Annotated in this window: 14 protein-coding genes and 1 tRNA gene; 9 read left to right on the top strand and 6 right to left on the bottom strand. The window is 63.1% G+C overall.

The window, feature by feature from the left end; translation table 11 throughout:
• Positions 1 to 17: 17 nt before the first annotated feature.
• The 5 genes from B0G80_RS12810 to B0G80_RS12790 all read right to left on the bottom strand — a co-directional run bounded on the left by B0G80_RS12810 (position 18) and on the right by B0G80_RS12790 (position 4,845).
• Positions 18 to 368 carry a hypothetical protein gene (locus tag B0G80_RS12810; RefSeq protein WP_116118236.1) on the bottom strand — a complete coding sequence of 117 codons (351 nt, stop codon included), beginning with the start codon at positions 366 to 368 and terminating at the stop codon, positions 18 to 20.
• Positions 369 to 462: 94 nt separating this feature from the next.
• Positions 463 to 539, bottom strand: a tRNA-Met gene (locus B0G80_RS12805).
• An 89-nt stretch (positions 540 to 628) separates the two neighbouring features.
• Complete coding sequence (locus B0G80_RS12800) at positions 629 to 2,287, bottom strand: MFS transporter (protein ID WP_116118235.1); 1,659 nt, start codon at positions 2,285 to 2,287, stop codon at positions 629 to 631.
• Between the two features lie 218 nt (positions 2,288 to 2,505).
• Positions 2,506 to 4,053: a sensor histidine kinase gene (locus B0G80_RS12795; RefSeq protein WP_116118234.1), complete on the bottom strand. Its 1,548-nt coding sequence runs from the start codon at positions 4,051 to 4,053 to the stop codon at positions 2,506 to 2,508.
• Between the two features lie 9 nt (positions 4,054 to 4,062).
• Complete coding sequence (locus B0G80_RS12790) at positions 4,063 to 4,845, bottom strand: response regulator transcription factor (protein WP_116118233.1); 783 nt, start codon at positions 4,843 to 4,845, stop codon at positions 4,063 to 4,065.
• Between the two features lie 233 nt (positions 4,846 to 5,078).
• Between B0G80_RS12790 and recA the strand changes: the two genes are divergently transcribed.
• From recA to B0G80_RS12750, 8 genes are all read left to right on the top strand, one after another.
• Positions 5,079 to 6,155, top strand: a complete 1,077-nt coding sequence (gene recA / locus B0G80_RS12785) for a recombinase RecA (protein WP_012434255.1) — start codon at positions 5,079 to 5,081, stop codon at positions 6,153 to 6,155.
• Between the two features lie 7 nt (positions 6,156 to 6,162).
• Positions 6,163 to 6,870, top strand: a complete 708-nt coding sequence (gene recX / locus B0G80_RS12780; protein WP_116118232.1) for a recombination regulator RecX — start codon at positions 6,163 to 6,165, stop codon at positions 6,868 to 6,870.
• 149 nt (positions 6,871 to 7,019) lie between these two features.
• Positions 7,020 to 7,760: a DUF2889 domain-containing protein gene (locus tag B0G80_RS12775; RefSeq protein ID WP_116118231.1), complete on the top strand. Its 741-nt coding sequence runs from the start codon at positions 7,020 to 7,022 to the stop codon at positions 7,758 to 7,760.
• Positions 7,757 to 8,926, top strand: coding sequence for an ADP-forming succinate--CoA ligase subunit beta (sucC, locus tag B0G80_RS12770; protein WP_012434252.1), 1,170 nt, complete (start codon positions 7,757 to 7,759; stop codon positions 8,924 to 8,926). Before B0G80_RS12775 ends, sucC begins: the two co-directional genes overlap by 4 nt.
• Positions 8,927 to 9,076: 150 nt before the next feature.
• The gene (gene sucD, locus B0G80_RS12765) at positions 9,077 to 9,958 is read left to right on the top strand and encodes a succinate--CoA ligase subunit alpha (RefSeq protein WP_091799342.1); all 882 of its coding nucleotides are present in this window, start codon (positions 9,077 to 9,079) and stop codon (positions 9,956 to 9,958) included.
• Positions 9,959 to 10,102: 144 nt separating this feature from the next.
• The gene (locus tag B0G80_RS12760; protein WP_116119641.1) at positions 10,103 to 10,807 is read left to right on the top strand and encodes a TerC family protein; all 705 of its coding nucleotides are present in this window, start codon (positions 10,103 to 10,105) and stop codon (positions 10,805 to 10,807) included.
• 120 nt (positions 10,808 to 10,927) lie between these two features.
• Entirely contained in the window at positions 10,928 to 11,551 is a 624-nt protein-coding gene (locus B0G80_RS12755) for a pilin (protein WP_116118230.1), read from the top strand.
• 159 nt (positions 11,552 to 11,710) lie between these two features.
• Positions 11,711 to 13,495: a Wzy polymerase domain-containing protein gene (locus tag B0G80_RS12750; RefSeq protein ID WP_116119640.1), complete on the top strand. Its 1,785-nt coding sequence runs from the start codon at positions 11,711 to 11,713 to the stop codon at positions 13,493 to 13,495.
• A 61-nt stretch (positions 13,496 to 13,556) separates the two neighbouring features.
• On the opposite strand, the gene moaC is transcribed toward B0G80_RS12750, so the two are convergent.
• The gene (gene moaC, locus B0G80_RS12745; RefSeq protein WP_116118229.1) at positions 13,557 to 14,033 is read right to left on the bottom strand and encodes a cyclic pyranopterin monophosphate synthase MoaC; all 477 of its coding nucleotides are present in this window, start codon (positions 14,031 to 14,033) and stop codon (positions 13,557 to 13,559) included.
• 124 nt (positions 14,034 to 14,157) lie between these two features.
• Between moaC and B0G80_RS12740 the strand changes: the two genes are divergently transcribed.
• A complete protein-coding gene (locus B0G80_RS12740) occupies positions 14,158 to 15,867 on the top strand; it encodes a M48 family metalloprotease (RefSeq protein ID WP_116118228.1) in 1,710 nt (569 codons plus the stop codon).
• The last annotated feature ends 10 nt before the right edge of the window (positions 15,868 to 15,877 follow it).

Genomic DNA, 15,877 nt, shown 5'->3' with positions numbered 1-15,877 from the left:
TCGGCCTGCCGTGCCGGTTACTTCGACTCGGGCGTCCCCGACGCTCCCGACGGCGGCACCAGTTCGAAACATGCCGGCGGCGCGACGGACGTTCTCGTTTTTGCGTCGGCCTGCTGCGGGTCGATACATTTGAATGCGCTCTGATCGCGCTGGACGAAAATCGTGTCGGTTGACCCAGCGCTGCCATGGCCGCCATTCATGACAGCGACGATCTTGTAGCCGTCCTGCAGCAGTGTGGATAGCGTGGTCGCGCTTGTGCGCCACTGACTGTCGGGCGGTGTCTGAGCCTGAGCGGCGAAGGCGGCCGTGCCGCTGAGCAAAGCGATGGAAGCGGTAGCCGCGGCAAGCGCGGCGGTGCGGAACGTCATCAAGAAACCTCCTTGAAGTTGCTGTAGTTGCAGTTCGGAAAGCCAAAACAAAAAAGCCGCTGAACCTTGCGGATCAGCGGCTTTTTCTTGCAACTGGTGGCGAATCAGGGACTCGAACCCCGGACCTGCGGATTATGATTCCGTCGCTCTAACCAACTGAGCTAATTCGCCGAAAGAAGCGAGATTATGCGGACGGCACCGGAGGCTGTCAACCCCCGGTGCACAACTTTTTCAAGAAGCCGTTACGTCCATCAGACGCGTCAATCCTTCGCGTAGATATCCGAGTCCTTGGTTTCCCGGACAAACAGCATGCCGATCACGAAGGTGATGAGCGCGATCACAATCGGATACCACAACCCCGAAAAGATATTGCCCTTCGCCGCGACGATCGCAAAGGCGGTGGCCGGCAGGAAGCCACCGAACCAGCCATTGCCGATGTGATACGGCAGCGACATCGACGTATAGCGGATGCGCGTCGGGAACATCTCCACCAGCATCGCCGCGATCGGGCCGTAGACCATCGTCACGTAGATCATCATGATCGTCAGAATCACCACGGTCATGGGCCAGTTGATCTGCGTGGGATCGGCCTTCGGCGCATAACCGGCGGTCTTCAGCGTCGTCGCGAGAGTCTTGTCGAACACCTTGCCTTGATCCTTGGCGTCCGCGGCCTTGCCGTCATACGTGTTGACCACCGTATCGCCGACCTTGATCTCCGCCAGCGTGCCCGCCGGCGCGGCGACGTTCTCGTAGTTCAAACCGGCCTTCGAGAGCGCGCTCTTGGCGATGTCGCAGGAACTCGTGAACTTCGCGGTGCCGACCGGGTTGAACTGGAACGAGCACTCGTCCGGATTCGCGATCACGACGATCGGCGCCTTCGCGGTCGCCGCTTCCAGTGCCGGGTTGGTGTAATGCGCGAGCGCCTTGAACAGCGGGAAGTACGTGCACGCGGCGATCAGCAGGCCGGCCATGATGATCGGCTTGCGGCCGATACGATCCGACAGCGAGCCGAAGAACAGGAAGAACGGCGTGCCGATCAGGAGCGCGATCGCGATCATGATGTTGGCGCTGCTGCCATCCACTTTCAGCGTCTGCGTCAGGAAGAACAGCGTGTAGAACTGGCCCGTGTACCAAACCACGGCCTGGCCGGCGGTGAGGCCGATCAGCGCGAGAATCACGATCTTCAGGTTCTTCCACTGGCCGAAGGCTTCGGTCAGCGGCGCCTTGGAGATCTTGCCTTCGGACTTGATGCGCTCGAACACCGGCGATTCGTGCAGTTGCAGACGAATCCACACCGACACGGCCAGCAGAAGGATCGAGACGATGAACGGAATGCGCCAGCCCCAGGCGCCGAACGCATCCTCACCCATTGCCGTACGTACGCCGAGAATCACCAGCAGCGACAGGAACAGGCCGAGCGTGGCGGTGGTCTGGATCCATGCCGTGTAGAAGCCGCGGCGTCCCGGCGGCGCATGTTCGGCCACGTAGGTGGCGGCGCCGCCATACTCGCCGCCGAGCGCGAGGCCTTGCAGCATCCGCATCGCGATGAAGATCACGGGCGATGCAAAGCCGATCGTCGCGTAGCCCGGCAGGAAGCCGACTAGGAACGTCGACAAGCCCATGATCACGATCGTCACGAGGAACGTGTACTTGCGCCCGACCATATCGCCGAGCCGCCCGAACACGATCGCGCCGAACGGCCGGACCGCGAAGCCGGCCGCGAAGCTAAGCAGCGTGAAGATGAAGGCGGCTGTCGGATTGACGCCGGAGAAGAAGCTCTTGCTGATGAAGGCCGCCAGCGAGCCGGCCAGATAGAAGTCGTACCACTCGAAAACCGTACCCAGCGACGATGCGAAGATCACCCGCTTCTCTTCGCGCGTCATCGGCACGTGCGAGATTTGCCCGCCAACGGTAGCCATATGTCGTCTCCAATATTGATATGCACGCGGTTCGCCGGTAACGGCGTTCCCGTGAAACCGATTATTGGAGTGGAAACTTACGGCGTACTGACGTGGCGGGGTGAATTTGCAGGCCTGGTCTGTGTTGTGGGTTTTCATCCAACACGCGCCTATCTGGCGTCAAACCGGGCCAATTTACACTCAACGTATCTCAATATTGAGTCGGGGAATCGACGCATTCAGGTCGCGTTAGGGTAAGTCCCGGCCCGTTCGTGCACATGCAAACTGACACGTACGAGCGTGCCGGCAAGCCGCGGCGAAGTTTGATAGACGTTGTCGTCGATCGTCAGCTCGCCGCCGTGCATGGTCGCGATCTCGCGGACGATCGCGAGTCCGAGGCCGCTGCCGTCGCCTTCGCGGCCGAGAATCCGGTAGAAGCGCTCGATCACACGCGAACGCTCGGCGACCGGAATGCCGAGGCCGGTATCCTCGACTTCCAGATGCACGAGCCGCGCCGCCGCGTCGTGCCGCACTCTGACGGTGATGCGGCCGCCCGGCGGCGTATAGCGGATCGCGTTGTCGATCAGATTCGAAAGCATTTCGCGCAACATGACCGGATTGCCGTTCACTTCGACCGGTTCTTCAGGCGCTTCGTAGCCCAGATCCATCTGCTTGGCGAGCGCGGCCTGAACCCAGTCGCGCACTGCGCTGCGCGCGACCTCCGTCACTTCGACCGGTGTGAAAATCTGACCCGACATGCGGTTCTCCGCGCGCGCCAGCGCCAGCAGTTGCGTGACGAGCCGCGCGGCATGCTCCGAGCTGGTGGCGATCTGCTCGAGCGAGCGATGCACCTCCGCGGAGGCGTCCTGACGCAGCGCCAGCTCGGCCTGCGTGCGCAAGCCGGCAAGCGGGGTCTTCATCTGATGCGCGGCGTCGGCGATAAAGCGCTTTTGCAGCTCCATGTTCTGTTCGAGACGCGTCAGCAGATCGTTGAACGAGGTCACGAGCGGCTCGATTTCCGGCGGCGCGCGACGCGCCTCGAGCGGCGACAGGTCGTCCGGGCGGCGCGCGCGGATATGCGCCTGCAGCGCGTGCAGCGGCGCGAGCCCGCGCGAGAGCCCGAACCAGACCAGCAGGATCGCGAGCGGCAGAATCACGAACTGCGGCAGGATCACGCCTTTGATGATGTCGTTGGCGAGCTGGCTGCGTTTGTCGAGCGTTTCAGCGACCTGCACCAGCACGGGTTGCGCGCCGGGCGTCTGCGGAAACTCCACGGTTGTGTAGGCGACGCGGATATCGTTGCCGCGCAGCACATCGTCACGAAATTCGACGAGACCGGGCTGCGGGCGGTCTTCCTCGTGCGGCAGCGGCATGTCGCGCTCGCCGCCCACCAGTTCGCCGCGCGTGCCGAGCACCTGATAGAACACACTGTCCACATTGTCCGCGCGCAGAAAGTCGCGCGTGGAGTCGGGCAGCGTCAGTTCCGCCACGCCGTTCACCGGATGAATCTGGCGGGCCAGCACGTAGGCGTCCGTTTCCAGCGCGCGGTCGAACGGGCCGTTCGCGATCGACTTCGCGACCAGATAGGTGACCGCGAGACTCATCGGCCAAAGCAGCAGCAGCGGCGCCAGCATCCAGTCGAGAATCTCGCCGAACAGCGAGCGCGGGCGCGCCTCGGCGGCGGCTTCGGTTTCGTCGGGCGGGGCGAACGGGTTGGCGTAGCGCTCGTCGCGCGCCTCGTCTAGGTCCGCCGCGTGCGCCGTGGCGCGGTCTGCGCGTGCGGACATGGGCGGTCTCTATTTGTAGTGATGGCTCGCCGGCATCGCGCCGGACGGCGGCGCGGCGGGCGGTTCGGGCTCGGCGGGCGCGGGCGTGGTCGTAGCGTTCGCGTTCGTGCTTGCGCTCGGCGCTGACGCGGCTTTCTCAAGACAGTAGCCCAGACCGCGCACGGTGATGATGCGCACGCCGCTCGGCTCGATTTTCTTGCGCAGGCGGTGCACGTAGACCTCGATCGCGTTATTGCTGACTTCTTCGCCCCATTCGCATAGATGATCGACGAGTTGTTCCTTCGAAACCAGCCGGCCGATCCGCTGCAGCAGCACTTCGAGCAAACCCAGTTCGCGCGCCGACAGGTCGATCACCTGCTCGTTGATATAGGCGATCCGGCCGACCTGGTCGAACGACAGCGAGCCGTGCCGCACGACCGTCGGGCCGCCGCCGGCGCCGCGCCGCGTCAGGGCGCGCACGCGTGCCTCGAGTTCGTTCAGCGCGAAGGGCTTGGCCATGTAGTCGTCGGCGCCGAAGTCGAGGCCCTTGACGCGCTCGTCGACGCTGTCCGCGGCGGTCAGAATCAGCACCGGCAGGGTGGAATTGCGCGCGCGCAAGCGCCGCAACACCTCGAGGCCGGACATGCGCGGCAGGCCCAGATCGAGAATCAGCAGGTCGAAAGATTGCATCGACAGCGCGGTATCGGCCTCGACGCCGCTCTTTACGTGATCGACGGCATAGGCCGATTGGCGGAGTGATCGAACCAGACCGTCCGCGAGTATGCTGTCGTCTTCGGCAATCAGAATTCGCATGGTGCGCCAGCCTGGCCTTGCCGGCACCGCGGGGTGTCCCCCCGGCGCACAGCGGTCTCCGAAAATTATTGTGGGTAGTTGGGCAGCGCGACGGTAAAAATGCGCGTTCGCATGAGAATCGTGCTTGCCAAAACTACTGTTTTTTTATACAGTGTCTGAGTTTCGTGTGCTGTCCTTTCAAAGTGGGCTGCACATCCGCCTCAGACGCCGTTCATCATAGCAAAGGACGATTCATGGAAGAAAGCAAGAAAGGCTCGGCTGGACTGACGGCTGAAAAGAGCAAGGCACTCGCTGCCGCACTCGCACAGATCGAAAAGCAGTTCGGCAAAGGGTCGGTCATGCGGCTCGGCGCAGGTGAGGCGGTCGAAGATATCCAGGTGGTCTCAACCGGATCGCTCGGCCTCGACATCGCGTTGGGCGTCGGCGGTTTGCCGCGTGGCCGTGTGGTCGAAATTTATGGCCCGGAATCGTCCGGTAAAACCACCCTGACTTTGCAGGTCGTCGCCGAAATGCAGAAACTCGGCGGCACGGCAGCGTTTATCGACGCGGAACACGCGCTGGATATCCAGTACGCGGGCAAGCTCGGCGTGAACGTGAACGAACTGCTGGTTTCGCAGCCGGACACCGGCGAACAGGCGCTCGAAATCGCCGACGCGCTGGTACGCTCGGGTTCGATCGACATGATCGTGATCGACTCGGTCGCGGCGCTCGTGCCGAAGGCTGAAATCGAAGGCGAAATGGGCGACTCGCTGCCGGGTCTGCAAGCGCGTCTCATGTCGCAGGCGTTGCGCAAGCTCACCGGCACGATCAAGCGCACGAACTGCCTCGTGATCTTCATCAACCAGATCCGCATGAAGATCGGCGTGATGTTCGGCAATCCGGAAACCACCACGGGTGGTAACGCGCTGAAGTTCTACGCGTCGGTGCGTCTGGACATTCGCCGTATCGGTTCGATCAAGAAGAACGACGAAGTGATCGGCAACGAAACGCGCGTGAAGGTGGTGAAAAACAAGGTAGCGCCGCCGTTCCGCGAAGCGATTTTCGACATTCTGTACGGCGAAGGCATTTCACGTCAGGGCGAAATCATCGACCTGGGCGTGCAAGCCAAGATCGTCGACAAGGCCGGCGCGTGGTACAGCTACAGCGGCGAACGTATCGGTCAGGGCAAGGACAACGCGCGTGAATTCCTGCGCGAAAATCCGGATATCGCTCGTGAAATCGAAAATCGTATCCGCGAATCGCTGGGCGTGAATGCCATGGCTGAAGCCGTGACCGGCGCAGCCGCTGAAGTCGCGGACGAAGAAGAGTAACCATCACGTGATACGCAAGGGCCGGCCGTTGTCCGATTCCGGACGCCACGCGGACGGCCCGCGTGATGAAGACGACGAGTCGTTCGATCCATTCGAATCGTTCGACGCACACGACCGCGCTGCGGGCCGCAATCCGCAGCGCGCGCAGTTTGAATCCCCGCCGCCCGTAGGCTCGGATCCCTCCGAGACCACCTACACCCGCTCACGTCGCGTCCCAGGCGAGGCGAAACCCGGGCAAGACGAAGCCAAACAGTCCAAACGTCCGGCACGGTCTTTAAAAGGCCGCGCGCTCGGCTATCTATCCCGCCGCGAATACAGCCGCACCGAACTGGCGCGCAAGCTGAAGCCATTCGTCGAGGAAACCGATTCTCTCGACACCGTGCTCGACTCGCTGGAAGCCGAAAACTGGCTGTCCGACTCGCGCTTTGCCGAAAGCCTGATTCATCGCCGCTCGTCACGATTGGGCGCGAGCCGGATCGTTGGCGAATTGAAGCAGCATTCGGTCGACCAGACGCTCGTCGAAGAGGCCAGCGCGCAATTGCGCGAAACCGAACTCGCCCGTGCCCATGCCGTCTGGCAAAAGAAGTTCGGCCGGCTTCCCGAAACGCCCGCCGAACGGGCGAAACAGCAGCGCTTTCTGGCATCGCGCGGATTTTCGGGCGCCACGATCGGCAAAATCCTCAAGGGAATGGACGAGGAGTGGAGCGGCGAGTAGTCGCGTCGTCCATCGTTCGCACGCAAAAGCCTTTGGGGTGGCACGTTCCGCTCCCAGCCGCGCACGGCACGGCCGTGCGCAATCGGACCTGTCCCAAATACCCAGTATGCTAAAATTCGTGGGTTTTCCAATCCGGCCTTTCCTCCCGCATGCCGCTCTCCCCGCCCGTGTCCCGTCAGTTGCGCCATCGTCGCGCAATCAGAGCGGAAGCCTATGAGCGAGCCGATGGCCTGTGGGATGTGGAAGCGTGCTTGACTGACGAAAAACCGCGCGACGTAGTGCTTGCGTCGGGCGTCCGGCCCAAGGGTCAGCCGATCCATGAACTCTGGCTTCGCATCACCATCGATCGCAAGCTCAATGTCGTCGACGCCGAGGCGTCGTCCGACTGGGTGCCCTATCCTGGTTTGTGCCAAGCCAGCAATCCCGCCTACCGTGCCCTCATCGGGCTCAATCTCCGTCAAAACTTCCGTCGCGAGTCTGCCCGTGTGCTCGGTGGCACGGCGGGTTGCACGCATCTCACCGAGCTGTGCGCAATGCTGCCGACCGCCGCGATTCAGGCGTTCGCGGGCGAAGTGTGGAATACCGGTGACAGTGCGCCGGGCGCGAACGCAGGTTCAGGAGACGGATCGTCTAACAGCACAGGCGAGCATTCCAACGATAAACCGCCATTCCAGCTGGGACGCTGCCACGCGCTGCGTTTCGACGGCGAGGCGGTGCAGCAGTTTTATCCGCGCTGGTATGGCCGCGCTCCGTATACAGCGGATCGCGCGGCATCGTCAGGCGACGGGGCAGTCCGCCAGACAGGCGAGGGCGGCAACGCGTCCGGCATGAACGACGGCAGCGGAAACGAAGTTCAATCCAACTCTCAGACTGAAGGGAATCACGCATGAAGATTCACGAGTACCAGGGTAAGGAAATCCTGCGGAAATTCGGCGTCGCGGTACCGCGCGGCAAGCCGGTCTTCTCGGTGGATGATGCGGTCAAGGCCGCGGAAGAGCTCGGCGGCCCGGTATGGGTCGTGAAGGCTCAGATCCACGCGGGTGGCCGTGGCAAGGGCGGCGGCGTGAAGGTCGCCAAGTCGCTGGATCAGGTTCGCGAGTACTCGGAACAGATCCTCGGCATGCAGCTCGTCACGCACCAGACCGGTCCGGAAGGCCAGAAGGTGAATCGTCTGCTGATCGAAGAAGGCGCTGACATCAAGAAGGAACTGTATGTCGGCCTCGTGATCGATCGCGTGTCGCAGAAGATCGTCGTGATGGCATCGAGCGAAGGCGGCATGGACGTCGAAGAAGTCGCGGAAAAGACGCCTGAGCTGATCCACAAGATCGCCGTCGATCCGGCAACCGGCCTGAAAGACGCCGAAGCCGACGAACTGGCCACGAAGATCGGCGTGCCCGCTGCTTCGCTGCCGCAAGCGCGCGCGATCCTGCAAGGCCTGTACAAGGCATTCTGGGAAACCGACGCATCGCTGGCCGAAATCAACCCGCTGATCCTGACCGGCGACGGCAAGGTCATCGCGTTGGACGCCAAGTTCAACTTCGATTCGAACGCGCTGTTCCGTCACCCGGAAATCGTCGCGTATCGCGATCTGGACGAAGAAGATCCGGCTGAAGTCGAAGCCTCGAAGTTCGACCTCGCGTACATCTCGCTCGACGGCAACATCGGCTGCCTCGTGAACGGCGCCGGCCTTGCCATGGCAACGATGGACACCATCAAGCTGTTCGGCGGCGAACCGGCGAACTTCCTCGACGTGGGCGGTGGCGCCACGACCGAGAAGGTCACGGAAGCGTTCAAGATCATGCTGAAAAACCCGAACCTGACCGCGATTCTGGTCAACATTTTCGGCGGCATCATGCGCTGCGACGTGATCGCGGAAGGCGTGATCGCGGCGTCGAAGGCCGTCTCGCTGAAGGTGCCGCTCGTGGTCCGCATGAAGGGCACGAACGAAGACCTCGGCAAGAAGATGCTCGCTGAATCCGGTCTGCCGATCATCGCGGCGGACAGCATGGAAGAAGCGGCTCAGAAGGTCGTCGCGGCTGCTGCGGGCAAGGCGTAAGCCTTCCCTTAGCCGCTTTTTCCAGGGCTTTTGTCAGGGCTTTTGCCAGGATTAACCAGGATTACGAATGGCGACGTGCGAGCGCCGCGGGCGAGGAACATTCCGCCTCGCGGCGCCGTCGCACGACGCCAAACGAACAGAGGTCAATACATGTCGATTCTGATTAACAAAGACACCAAGGTCATCACGCAGGGCATCACCGGCAAGACCGGTCAGTTCCACACGCGTGCTTGCCGTGAATATGCAAACGGCCGCGAAGCGTACGTTGCGGGCGTGAACCCGAAGCGTGCCGGCGAAGACTTCGAAGGCATTCCTATCTACGCTAGCGTCGCTGAAGCCAAGGCTGAAACGGGCGCGACCGTGTCGGTGATTTACGTTCCGCCGGCAGGCGCTGCGGCTGCGATCTGGGAAGCGGTCGAAGCCGATCTGGATCTGGCGATCTGTATCACGGAAGGCATTCCCGTGCGTGACATGATCGAGCTGAAGGCTCGCATGCGCGCTGAAAACCGCAAGACGCTGCTGCTCGGCCCGAACTGCCCGGGCACGATCACGCCGGACGAACTGAAGATCGGCATCATGCCGGGTCACATCCACCGCAAGGGCCGCATCGGCGTCGTGTCGCGTTCGGGCACGCTGACGTACGAAGCAGTCGGCCAATTGACGGCGATCGGCCTCGGCCAGTCGTCGGCGGTCGGTATTGGCGGCGACCCGATCAACGGTCTGAAGCACATCGACGTGATGAAGATGTTCAACGACGATCCGGAAACGGACGCCGTCATCATGATCGGCGAGATCGGCGGTCCGGACGAAGCGAACGCTGCTGAGTGGATCAAGGATAACATGAAGAAGCCGGTGGTCGGCTTCATCGCGGGCGTCACGGCGCCTCCGGGCAAGCGCATGGGGCACGCCGGCGCGCTGATCTCGGGCGGTGCGGACACCGCTGAAGCGAAGCTGGAAATCATGGACGCCTGCGGCATCAAGGTCACGAAGAACCCGTCGGAAATGGCGCGTCTTCTGAAGGCAATGCTGTAAATCGAAATTCGCGCGCTGTCACGGCGCGTTTTTTGATACGCTTACGAAGTCCTTTCGTGAGCACGCGGTTCAAAAAGCGGGGGAGTGCAGACTCCTCCGCTTTTTTATTGGCCGCTCGCCGCATTTCTTCTTATTCTTCCAATCATGCTCGAGTTCTTCGCCACGCTCCACTGGGGCGCTGTTATCCAGATCATCGTCATCGACATTCTGCTGGGTGGCGATAATGCGGTCGTGATCGCGCTGGCCTGCCGCAATTTGCCGCCGTCCCAACGCACGAAAGGCGTGCTGTGGGGCACGGCAGGCGCGATTGTGCTGCGCGTGGCGTTGATCGCGTTCGCGGTCGCGCTGCTCGATGTGCCGCTGCTGAAGTTCGCGGGCGGCCTGTTGCTGCTGTGGATCGGCGTGCGTCTGATGGCGCCGGCGCACGACCCGCATGAAAACATCAAGCCGGCCGACAAGCTGATGGCGGCGATCAAGACCATCATCGTCGCGGACGCGGTCATGAGCCTCGACAACGTGATCGCGATCGCGGGCGCTGCTGAGGCGGCCGATCCCGAGCACCGCCTGGCGTTGGTGATCTTCGGTCTGGTGGTGAGCATCCCGTTGATCGTGTGGGGCAGCCAGCTGGTTCTTAAACTGCTCGACCGCTTTCCGATCGTCATCACGCTCGGCGCCGGGTTGCTGGGCTGGATCGCGGGCGGGTTGATCATCAACGACCCGGCAGGCGATCGCTGGCCGATCCTCGATACGCCGTTGGCTGAATACGGCATGAGCATCGCGGGGGCGTTGTTCGTCATCGTCCTTGGTTATCTGCTCAAGCGCCGCAACGCCCATCGCGCGGCGGCTTGAGACGCGCCACGCCGCAACGTTAGCCATTCGGCTGACTGTCTGATACGAGCGCCGCTGGCTACGATTGATACGCCTGTTCCCGATCCGTGGGGCAGGCGTTTTCGTTTCAGGAGCCTGCCGATGATCTTCACTTTGCCTTATTGCCCGTACTCCCAATCCTCGCTGGCCACGCGCTCACGATCTTGCCGGGCGGCCTGGTCCGCGCGGCTCGCGCGTGCCTGCCGACGCCTCGGTTTCGGTTTCACGCTGATCGAGCTGATGATCGTGCTGGCGATCGTCGGCGTGATCGCCGCCTATGCGATTCCCGCGTATCAGGACTATCTCGCTCGCAGCCGCGTCGGCGAGGGGCTGTCGCTGGCGGCGTCCGCGCGGCTGGCGGTGGCTGAAAACGCCGCGAGCGGCAACACGTTCAGCGGTGGGTATGCGTCGCCGCCCGCCACCCGCAACGTCGAATCGATTCGGGTCGACGACGACACCGGCCAGATCACCGTCGCCTTCACGACGCGCGTCGCAGCCGTTGGTTCGAACACGCTCACGCTCGTGCCGTCGGTGCCTGACAATGCGGATGCGCCGACTGCGCGCGTCGCGTTGAGCAAGGGCGGAGTGCAGGCGGGCGCGCTGACGTGGGAATGTTTCACGGGCGGCAAAGCGGCGTCCTCGCTGCCGGCGCCGGGCGCAGGCCCGGCACCCACCGATGCGCCCACGTTGCCGTCGAATCTCGCCCCGCCTGAGTGCCGTTCATGAACGTATGCGACATGAGCGCGCGATAAGCGGGAGAGCGGCGCGGCGTCGCAGTCGTCCGCACGTAAAAGGCTGATTTTTGGGATATTTCAGTCGGCCCGGCGCACAGCAGGAGGATTTTTTTGTATAGTGCGCCGGTTGCTGACGCCCACCGGTTCCTCGATGCCCACCCCTTTCGCGCGCTATCTGTCTTTCATTTTGTTGTCTCTCGCGTTGGTGCTGCCTTATGCAGTTGTCAACCATACGTATCCGATTCCGACCTTTTACGCTGAATTCACCGCACTCGCCCTGTATCTGCTGACCGGGGCGGGTGTCGTGCTGATGGTGGCGAGCGCCAAGCCGCGTGTGACGTTCGCGTCGCCGATGGTCGCGCTGGTGCCGCTCCTATTTGGGCTGCTACTGGTGGCGCAGTCGGTGGTGTTGCCGGTCTCGCAGCCTTCGATGAACTGGCTCGGCGGCGGCTATCTGCTGGCGGCCTTCATGGCGACGCACGCCGGTTATGGCTTCACGCGCGCCAAGCTCAACGAGACCGCGTTGCGCTGGGCGGCTGGGGCGTTGATCGTCGGCGGACTGTTTGCGGTGTTTTGCCAGGTCGTCCAGTTGTTTCACCTCGAAGTGCGCGTGTCGCCGCTCGTGGTCGCGTATAACGTGACCGTCGAGCGCCGGCCGTTCGGCAACATGGCTCAGGCCAACCACCTCGCCACCTACATTGCGTTTGCGATGGCGGGTGCGCTGTTCCTCGTGCAAACGCGTCGGATCGCCGTGAGCATCTGGTTCCTCGTGTCGACGATTTTCGCGGTGGGCCTCGCGCTGACCGTGTCGCGCGGGCCGTGGCTGCAGATGGGTGTGATCGTGGTGGCAGGTTTCTGGATGGCGTTCGCGCAGATGCGCGATCAGTCGCAGGTACGCCGCGGCAATCGCGAATGGATCATTCCCATCGCGCTTGCCGTGCTGTTTTTCGTGATCAACGCGCTGATCCGCTGGGCCAACGTTCACTATCACCTGGAGCTTGGACAGTCCGCGGCGGAACGTTTTCAGGATGCCGGCCAGATCGCGCCGCGCCTCGCGCTGTGGAAATACGGCTGGACGATGTTCAAGACGCATCCGCTGCTGGGCGTCGGTTGGGGCGAATTTCCGAGCTACCAGTACGAGTTCGCGAAGTCGCTCGGCGGCGTCGAGATCGCCAACAATTCGCACGACATCTTTATCGATCTGCTCGCGAAGACCGGTTTGATCGGCCTCGCGATCGTGCTGTTCGGTCTGATTACGTGGCTCGTGCGCGTGGTGCGCGCACCGCAAAGTTCAGCGCGCGTATTCGGCATTGCGCTGATCGGCGTGCTGGTCATGCACGCGCTGGTCGAATATCCGCAGCAGTATATGTTCTTCCTGCTGCCGGCGATGTTCGTGTTCGGCCTGCTGGAAACGCGGCCACTGCGGCTGGTGCCCGCACGGTTGTCGTTCGGCGTCTTTGCAGCGGTGGTGTTCGGCGGGCTGGCCGCGCTGTATCCGGTGTATCGCGACTATGCGCGCGCCGAGGTGCTGTACTACGGCCAGCGTCCCGCCGAGCAATATCGCGCGGCCCCGTCGTTCCTGTTCCAGGCGTGGGGCGAATATGGTCTGGCGACGCTTTTGCCGATGAATTCGACGGATCTGCCACAGAAGCTCGCCATGCACAAACAGGCGATGGCGCTGCTGCCGGGCGAAACCGTATTGCGTCGCTATGCGGTGTTGCGGGCATTGAGCGGCGATCAGGCCGGGGCGCTCGATACCGTCGAACGACTGAAGATTTTCGCCACGGAATTGAAGGACTGGCCGTCGCAACTGAGCTACGTGTACGAGCTTTGCGACGAGCAGAAAACGCTGACCGGTTTCAAGGCGGAACTGGTCAAGCGCTACGGCATGCCGCCGGGTGACGTCAATGAGGACGACAACAGCGACGAGGAGTGAGGCGCTGCGTTCGCTTCAATGCTTCAAGGATTCAAGGGTGAGTTGATGACACAGCCAGTCGTCAACTCGCCACCCAATCCCCCGACTTCCCGCCGTGCTTTTCGAGCACCTTCACATCGGTGATCGTCATCCCGCGGTCCACCGCCTTGCACATGTCGTACACGGTCAATAACCCGACCTGTACGGCAGTCAGCGCTTCCATCTCGACGCCCGTTCGCCCCAGCGTTTCAACCTGAACCGTGCAATGCACGCCCGGCAGCGTGTCATCGAGTTCGAAATCCACCTTGACGCGCGTCAACGCAAGCGGGTGACACAGCGGAATCAGATCGGCGGCGCGCTTCGAGCCTTGAATCGCGGCAATCCGCGCGATGCCGATCACGTCGCCCTTCTTGGCGTTGCCGTCGCGAATCAGCGCGAAGGTTTCCGGCAGCATGCGAATCGAGCCACGCGCAACGGCGATGCGCCTGGTCTCCTGCTTGCCGCCGACGTCCACCATATGCGCCTGGCCGGCTGCGTCGAAATGAGTGAGTTCAGGCATGGTTGGGCTCCTTCAGAGGGCGCCTATCATAGCAGCGCGGCATGGGCGGATTACAATTGCCCATGCCCGCTATCTTAGTCCGAGCGGCGGGCGTCGCTTTCGACTTCGTCAACTCGAGCTCGCGATGCGTCCCAAACGGTTCCTCGCTGCGTTGCTGTCTGTCGCGCTGGCCGCACCGCCCGGCGCGTTCGCGCAATCGCCCGGCGGGTCGAGCATCGCGCTCAACACCTTGCCCGCGGAGCCGCCGCTGGTTAGCGGCCCGGCCGATGCCTACGCCGATCCGCTCGTTCCGTCCGATATCGCGCAAGGCGTGTTCGGTGTGTACGGCGGCGCGCAGAGCCGCTTTTCGGGCAACACCGGCGTGAACACCAACTGGCGCACACCGATCGTTACGCAACAACTCCCCGATCTCGGCAGCGGCGGTTCCGGCTCGCTCACGCCACAGGCCGAGCGCAAGCTCGGCGAGCGCGTGATGCGCGAACTGCGCCGCGACCCCGACTATCTCGACGACTGGCTGGTGCGCGACTATCTGAACTCGGTTGCCGCGAAACTGGCCGCGGCGGCGAGCGCGCTCTATATCGGCGGATATCGGCCGGACTTCGATCTGTTCGCGGTGCGCGACCCGCAGATCAACGCCTTCTCGCTGCCGGGCGGTTTTATCGGCGTGAACACCGGCCTGATCGTGGCCACGCAGACCGAGTCCGAGTTGGCATCGGTGCTGGGTCACGAAATGGGACACGTCTTGCAGCGGCACATCTCGCGCATGATCACGACCGGCGAACGCAGCGGCTACGCGGCGCTCGCGGGCCTATTGTTCGGCGTGCTGGCCGGCGTGCTCGCGCATAGCGGCGACCTCGGCAGCGCGATTGCGATCGGCGGCCAGGCGTATGCGGTCGACAACCAGTTGCGCTTCTCCCGGTCCGCCGAGCACGAGGCGGACCGCGTCGGCTTTCTGCTGCTCGCCGGCGCTGGCTACGATCCCTACGCGATGACGACCTTCTTCGGTCGCCTCGATCGTGCCGCGATGAGCGACACCGGCATTCCGGCGTACGCGCGCACCCATCCGCTGACTGGCGAACGGATTGCCGACATGGAGGACCGTGCGCGCCGCGCGCCTTACCGGCAACCGCATCAATCGGCCGAATATGGTTTCGTGCGGGCACGCTCTCGTCTGCTGCAGGACCGCTCGCGCAGCGAATACGGCGACGAGATTTCGCGCTTGCGCTCGGAGATCGAGGACCGCACCGCGGTCAACGTCGCGGCGAACTGGTACGGCATTGCGTACGGGCAGATGCTGCTCGAACGTTACGACGAAGCGGCGGCGTCGCTGGCGTCGTCCCGCGCCGCGTTCGCGACGGGTGAGCAGGCCGAGGGCGGCACGGCACGCAGTTCGCCGAGTCTCGACGTGTTGGCCGCCGACATCGCGCGGCGCGCCGGCCGCGACGACGAAGCCGCGCGTCTGGCCGAGCTGGCGCAGAAGCGCTGGCCACAGTCGAATGCCGCCATCGACATGCATATCCGCACCTTGCTGACCTTGCGTCGTTTTGCCGATGCTCAGGCGCTTGCGCGAAAAGAAACCCGTGCCCAGCCCGATCAGCCGGCCTGGTGGCTGTATCTTGCCCAGGCTAGCGCGGGCACGGGCGACGCATTGACCCAGCATCGTGCGATGGCTGAAAAGTTCGCGCTCGAGGGAGCGTGGCCTTCGGCGATCCGTCAATTGAAGGACGCGCGCGATCTGAAGACGATCGGCTACTACGACCTCGCGACCGTCGACGCGAGGCTGCACGAGATGGAAAGCCGCTATCAGGAGGAGCGGCTGGACGAGAAGAGTTAAGCGTCGCCTG

This window comes from Paraburkholderia sp. BL6669N2, from assembly GCF_003387275.1.
GTDB lineage: Bacteria > Pseudomonadota > Gammaproteobacteria > Burkholderiales > Burkholderiaceae > Paraburkholderia.
Note: the sequence above shows the minus strand (reverse complement) of the source record. Positions and strands in the feature narration are given on the sequence as shown.

Coding starts and splice junctions, on each gene's coding strand:
- B0G80_RS12810 (WP_116118236.1), bottom strand. CDS start 368: ATGACGTTCCGCACCGCCGCGCTTGCCGCGGCTACCGCTTCCATCGCT.
- B0G80_RS12800 (WP_116118235.1), bottom strand. CDS start 2,287: ATGGCTACCGTTGGCGGGCAAATCTCGCACGTGCCGATGACGCGCGAA.
- B0G80_RS12795 (WP_116118234.1), bottom strand. CDS start 4,053: ATGTCCGCACGCGCAGACCGCGCCACGGCGCACGCGGCGGACCTAGAC.
- B0G80_RS12790 (WP_116118233.1), bottom strand. CDS start 4,845: ATGCGAATTCTGATTGCCGAAGACGACAGCATACTCGCGGACGGTCTG.
- recA (WP_012434255.1), top strand. CDS start 5,079: ATGGAAGAAAGCAAGAAAGGCTCGGCTGGACTGACGGCTGAAAAGAGC.
- B0G80_RS12775 (WP_116118231.1), top strand. CDS start 7,020: ATGCCGCTCTCCCCGCCCGTGTCCCGTCAGTTGCGCCATCGTCGCGCA.
- sucC (WP_012434252.1), top strand. CDS start 7,757: ATGAAGATTCACGAGTACCAGGGTAAGGAAATCCTGCGGAAATTCGGC.
- sucD (WP_091799342.1), top strand. CDS start 9,077: ATGTCGATTCTGATTAACAAAGACACCAAGGTCATCACGCAGGGCATC.
- B0G80_RS12760 (WP_116119641.1), top strand. CDS start 10,103: ATGCTCGAGTTCTTCGCCACGCTCCACTGGGGCGCTGTTATCCAGATC.
- B0G80_RS12755 (WP_116118230.1), top strand. CDS start 10,928: ATGATCTTCACTTTGCCTTATTGCCCGTACTCCCAATCCTCGCTGGCC.
- B0G80_RS12750 (WP_116119640.1), top strand. CDS start 11,711: ATGCCCACCCCTTTCGCGCGCTATCTGTCTTTCATTTTGTTGTCTCTC.
- moaC (WP_116118229.1), bottom strand. CDS start 14,033: ATGCCTGAACTCACTCATTTCGACGCAGCCGGCCAGGCGCATATGGTG.
- B0G80_RS12740 (WP_116118228.1), top strand. CDS start 14,158: ATGCGTCCCAAACGGTTCCTCGCTGCGTTGCTGTCTGTCGCGCTGGCC.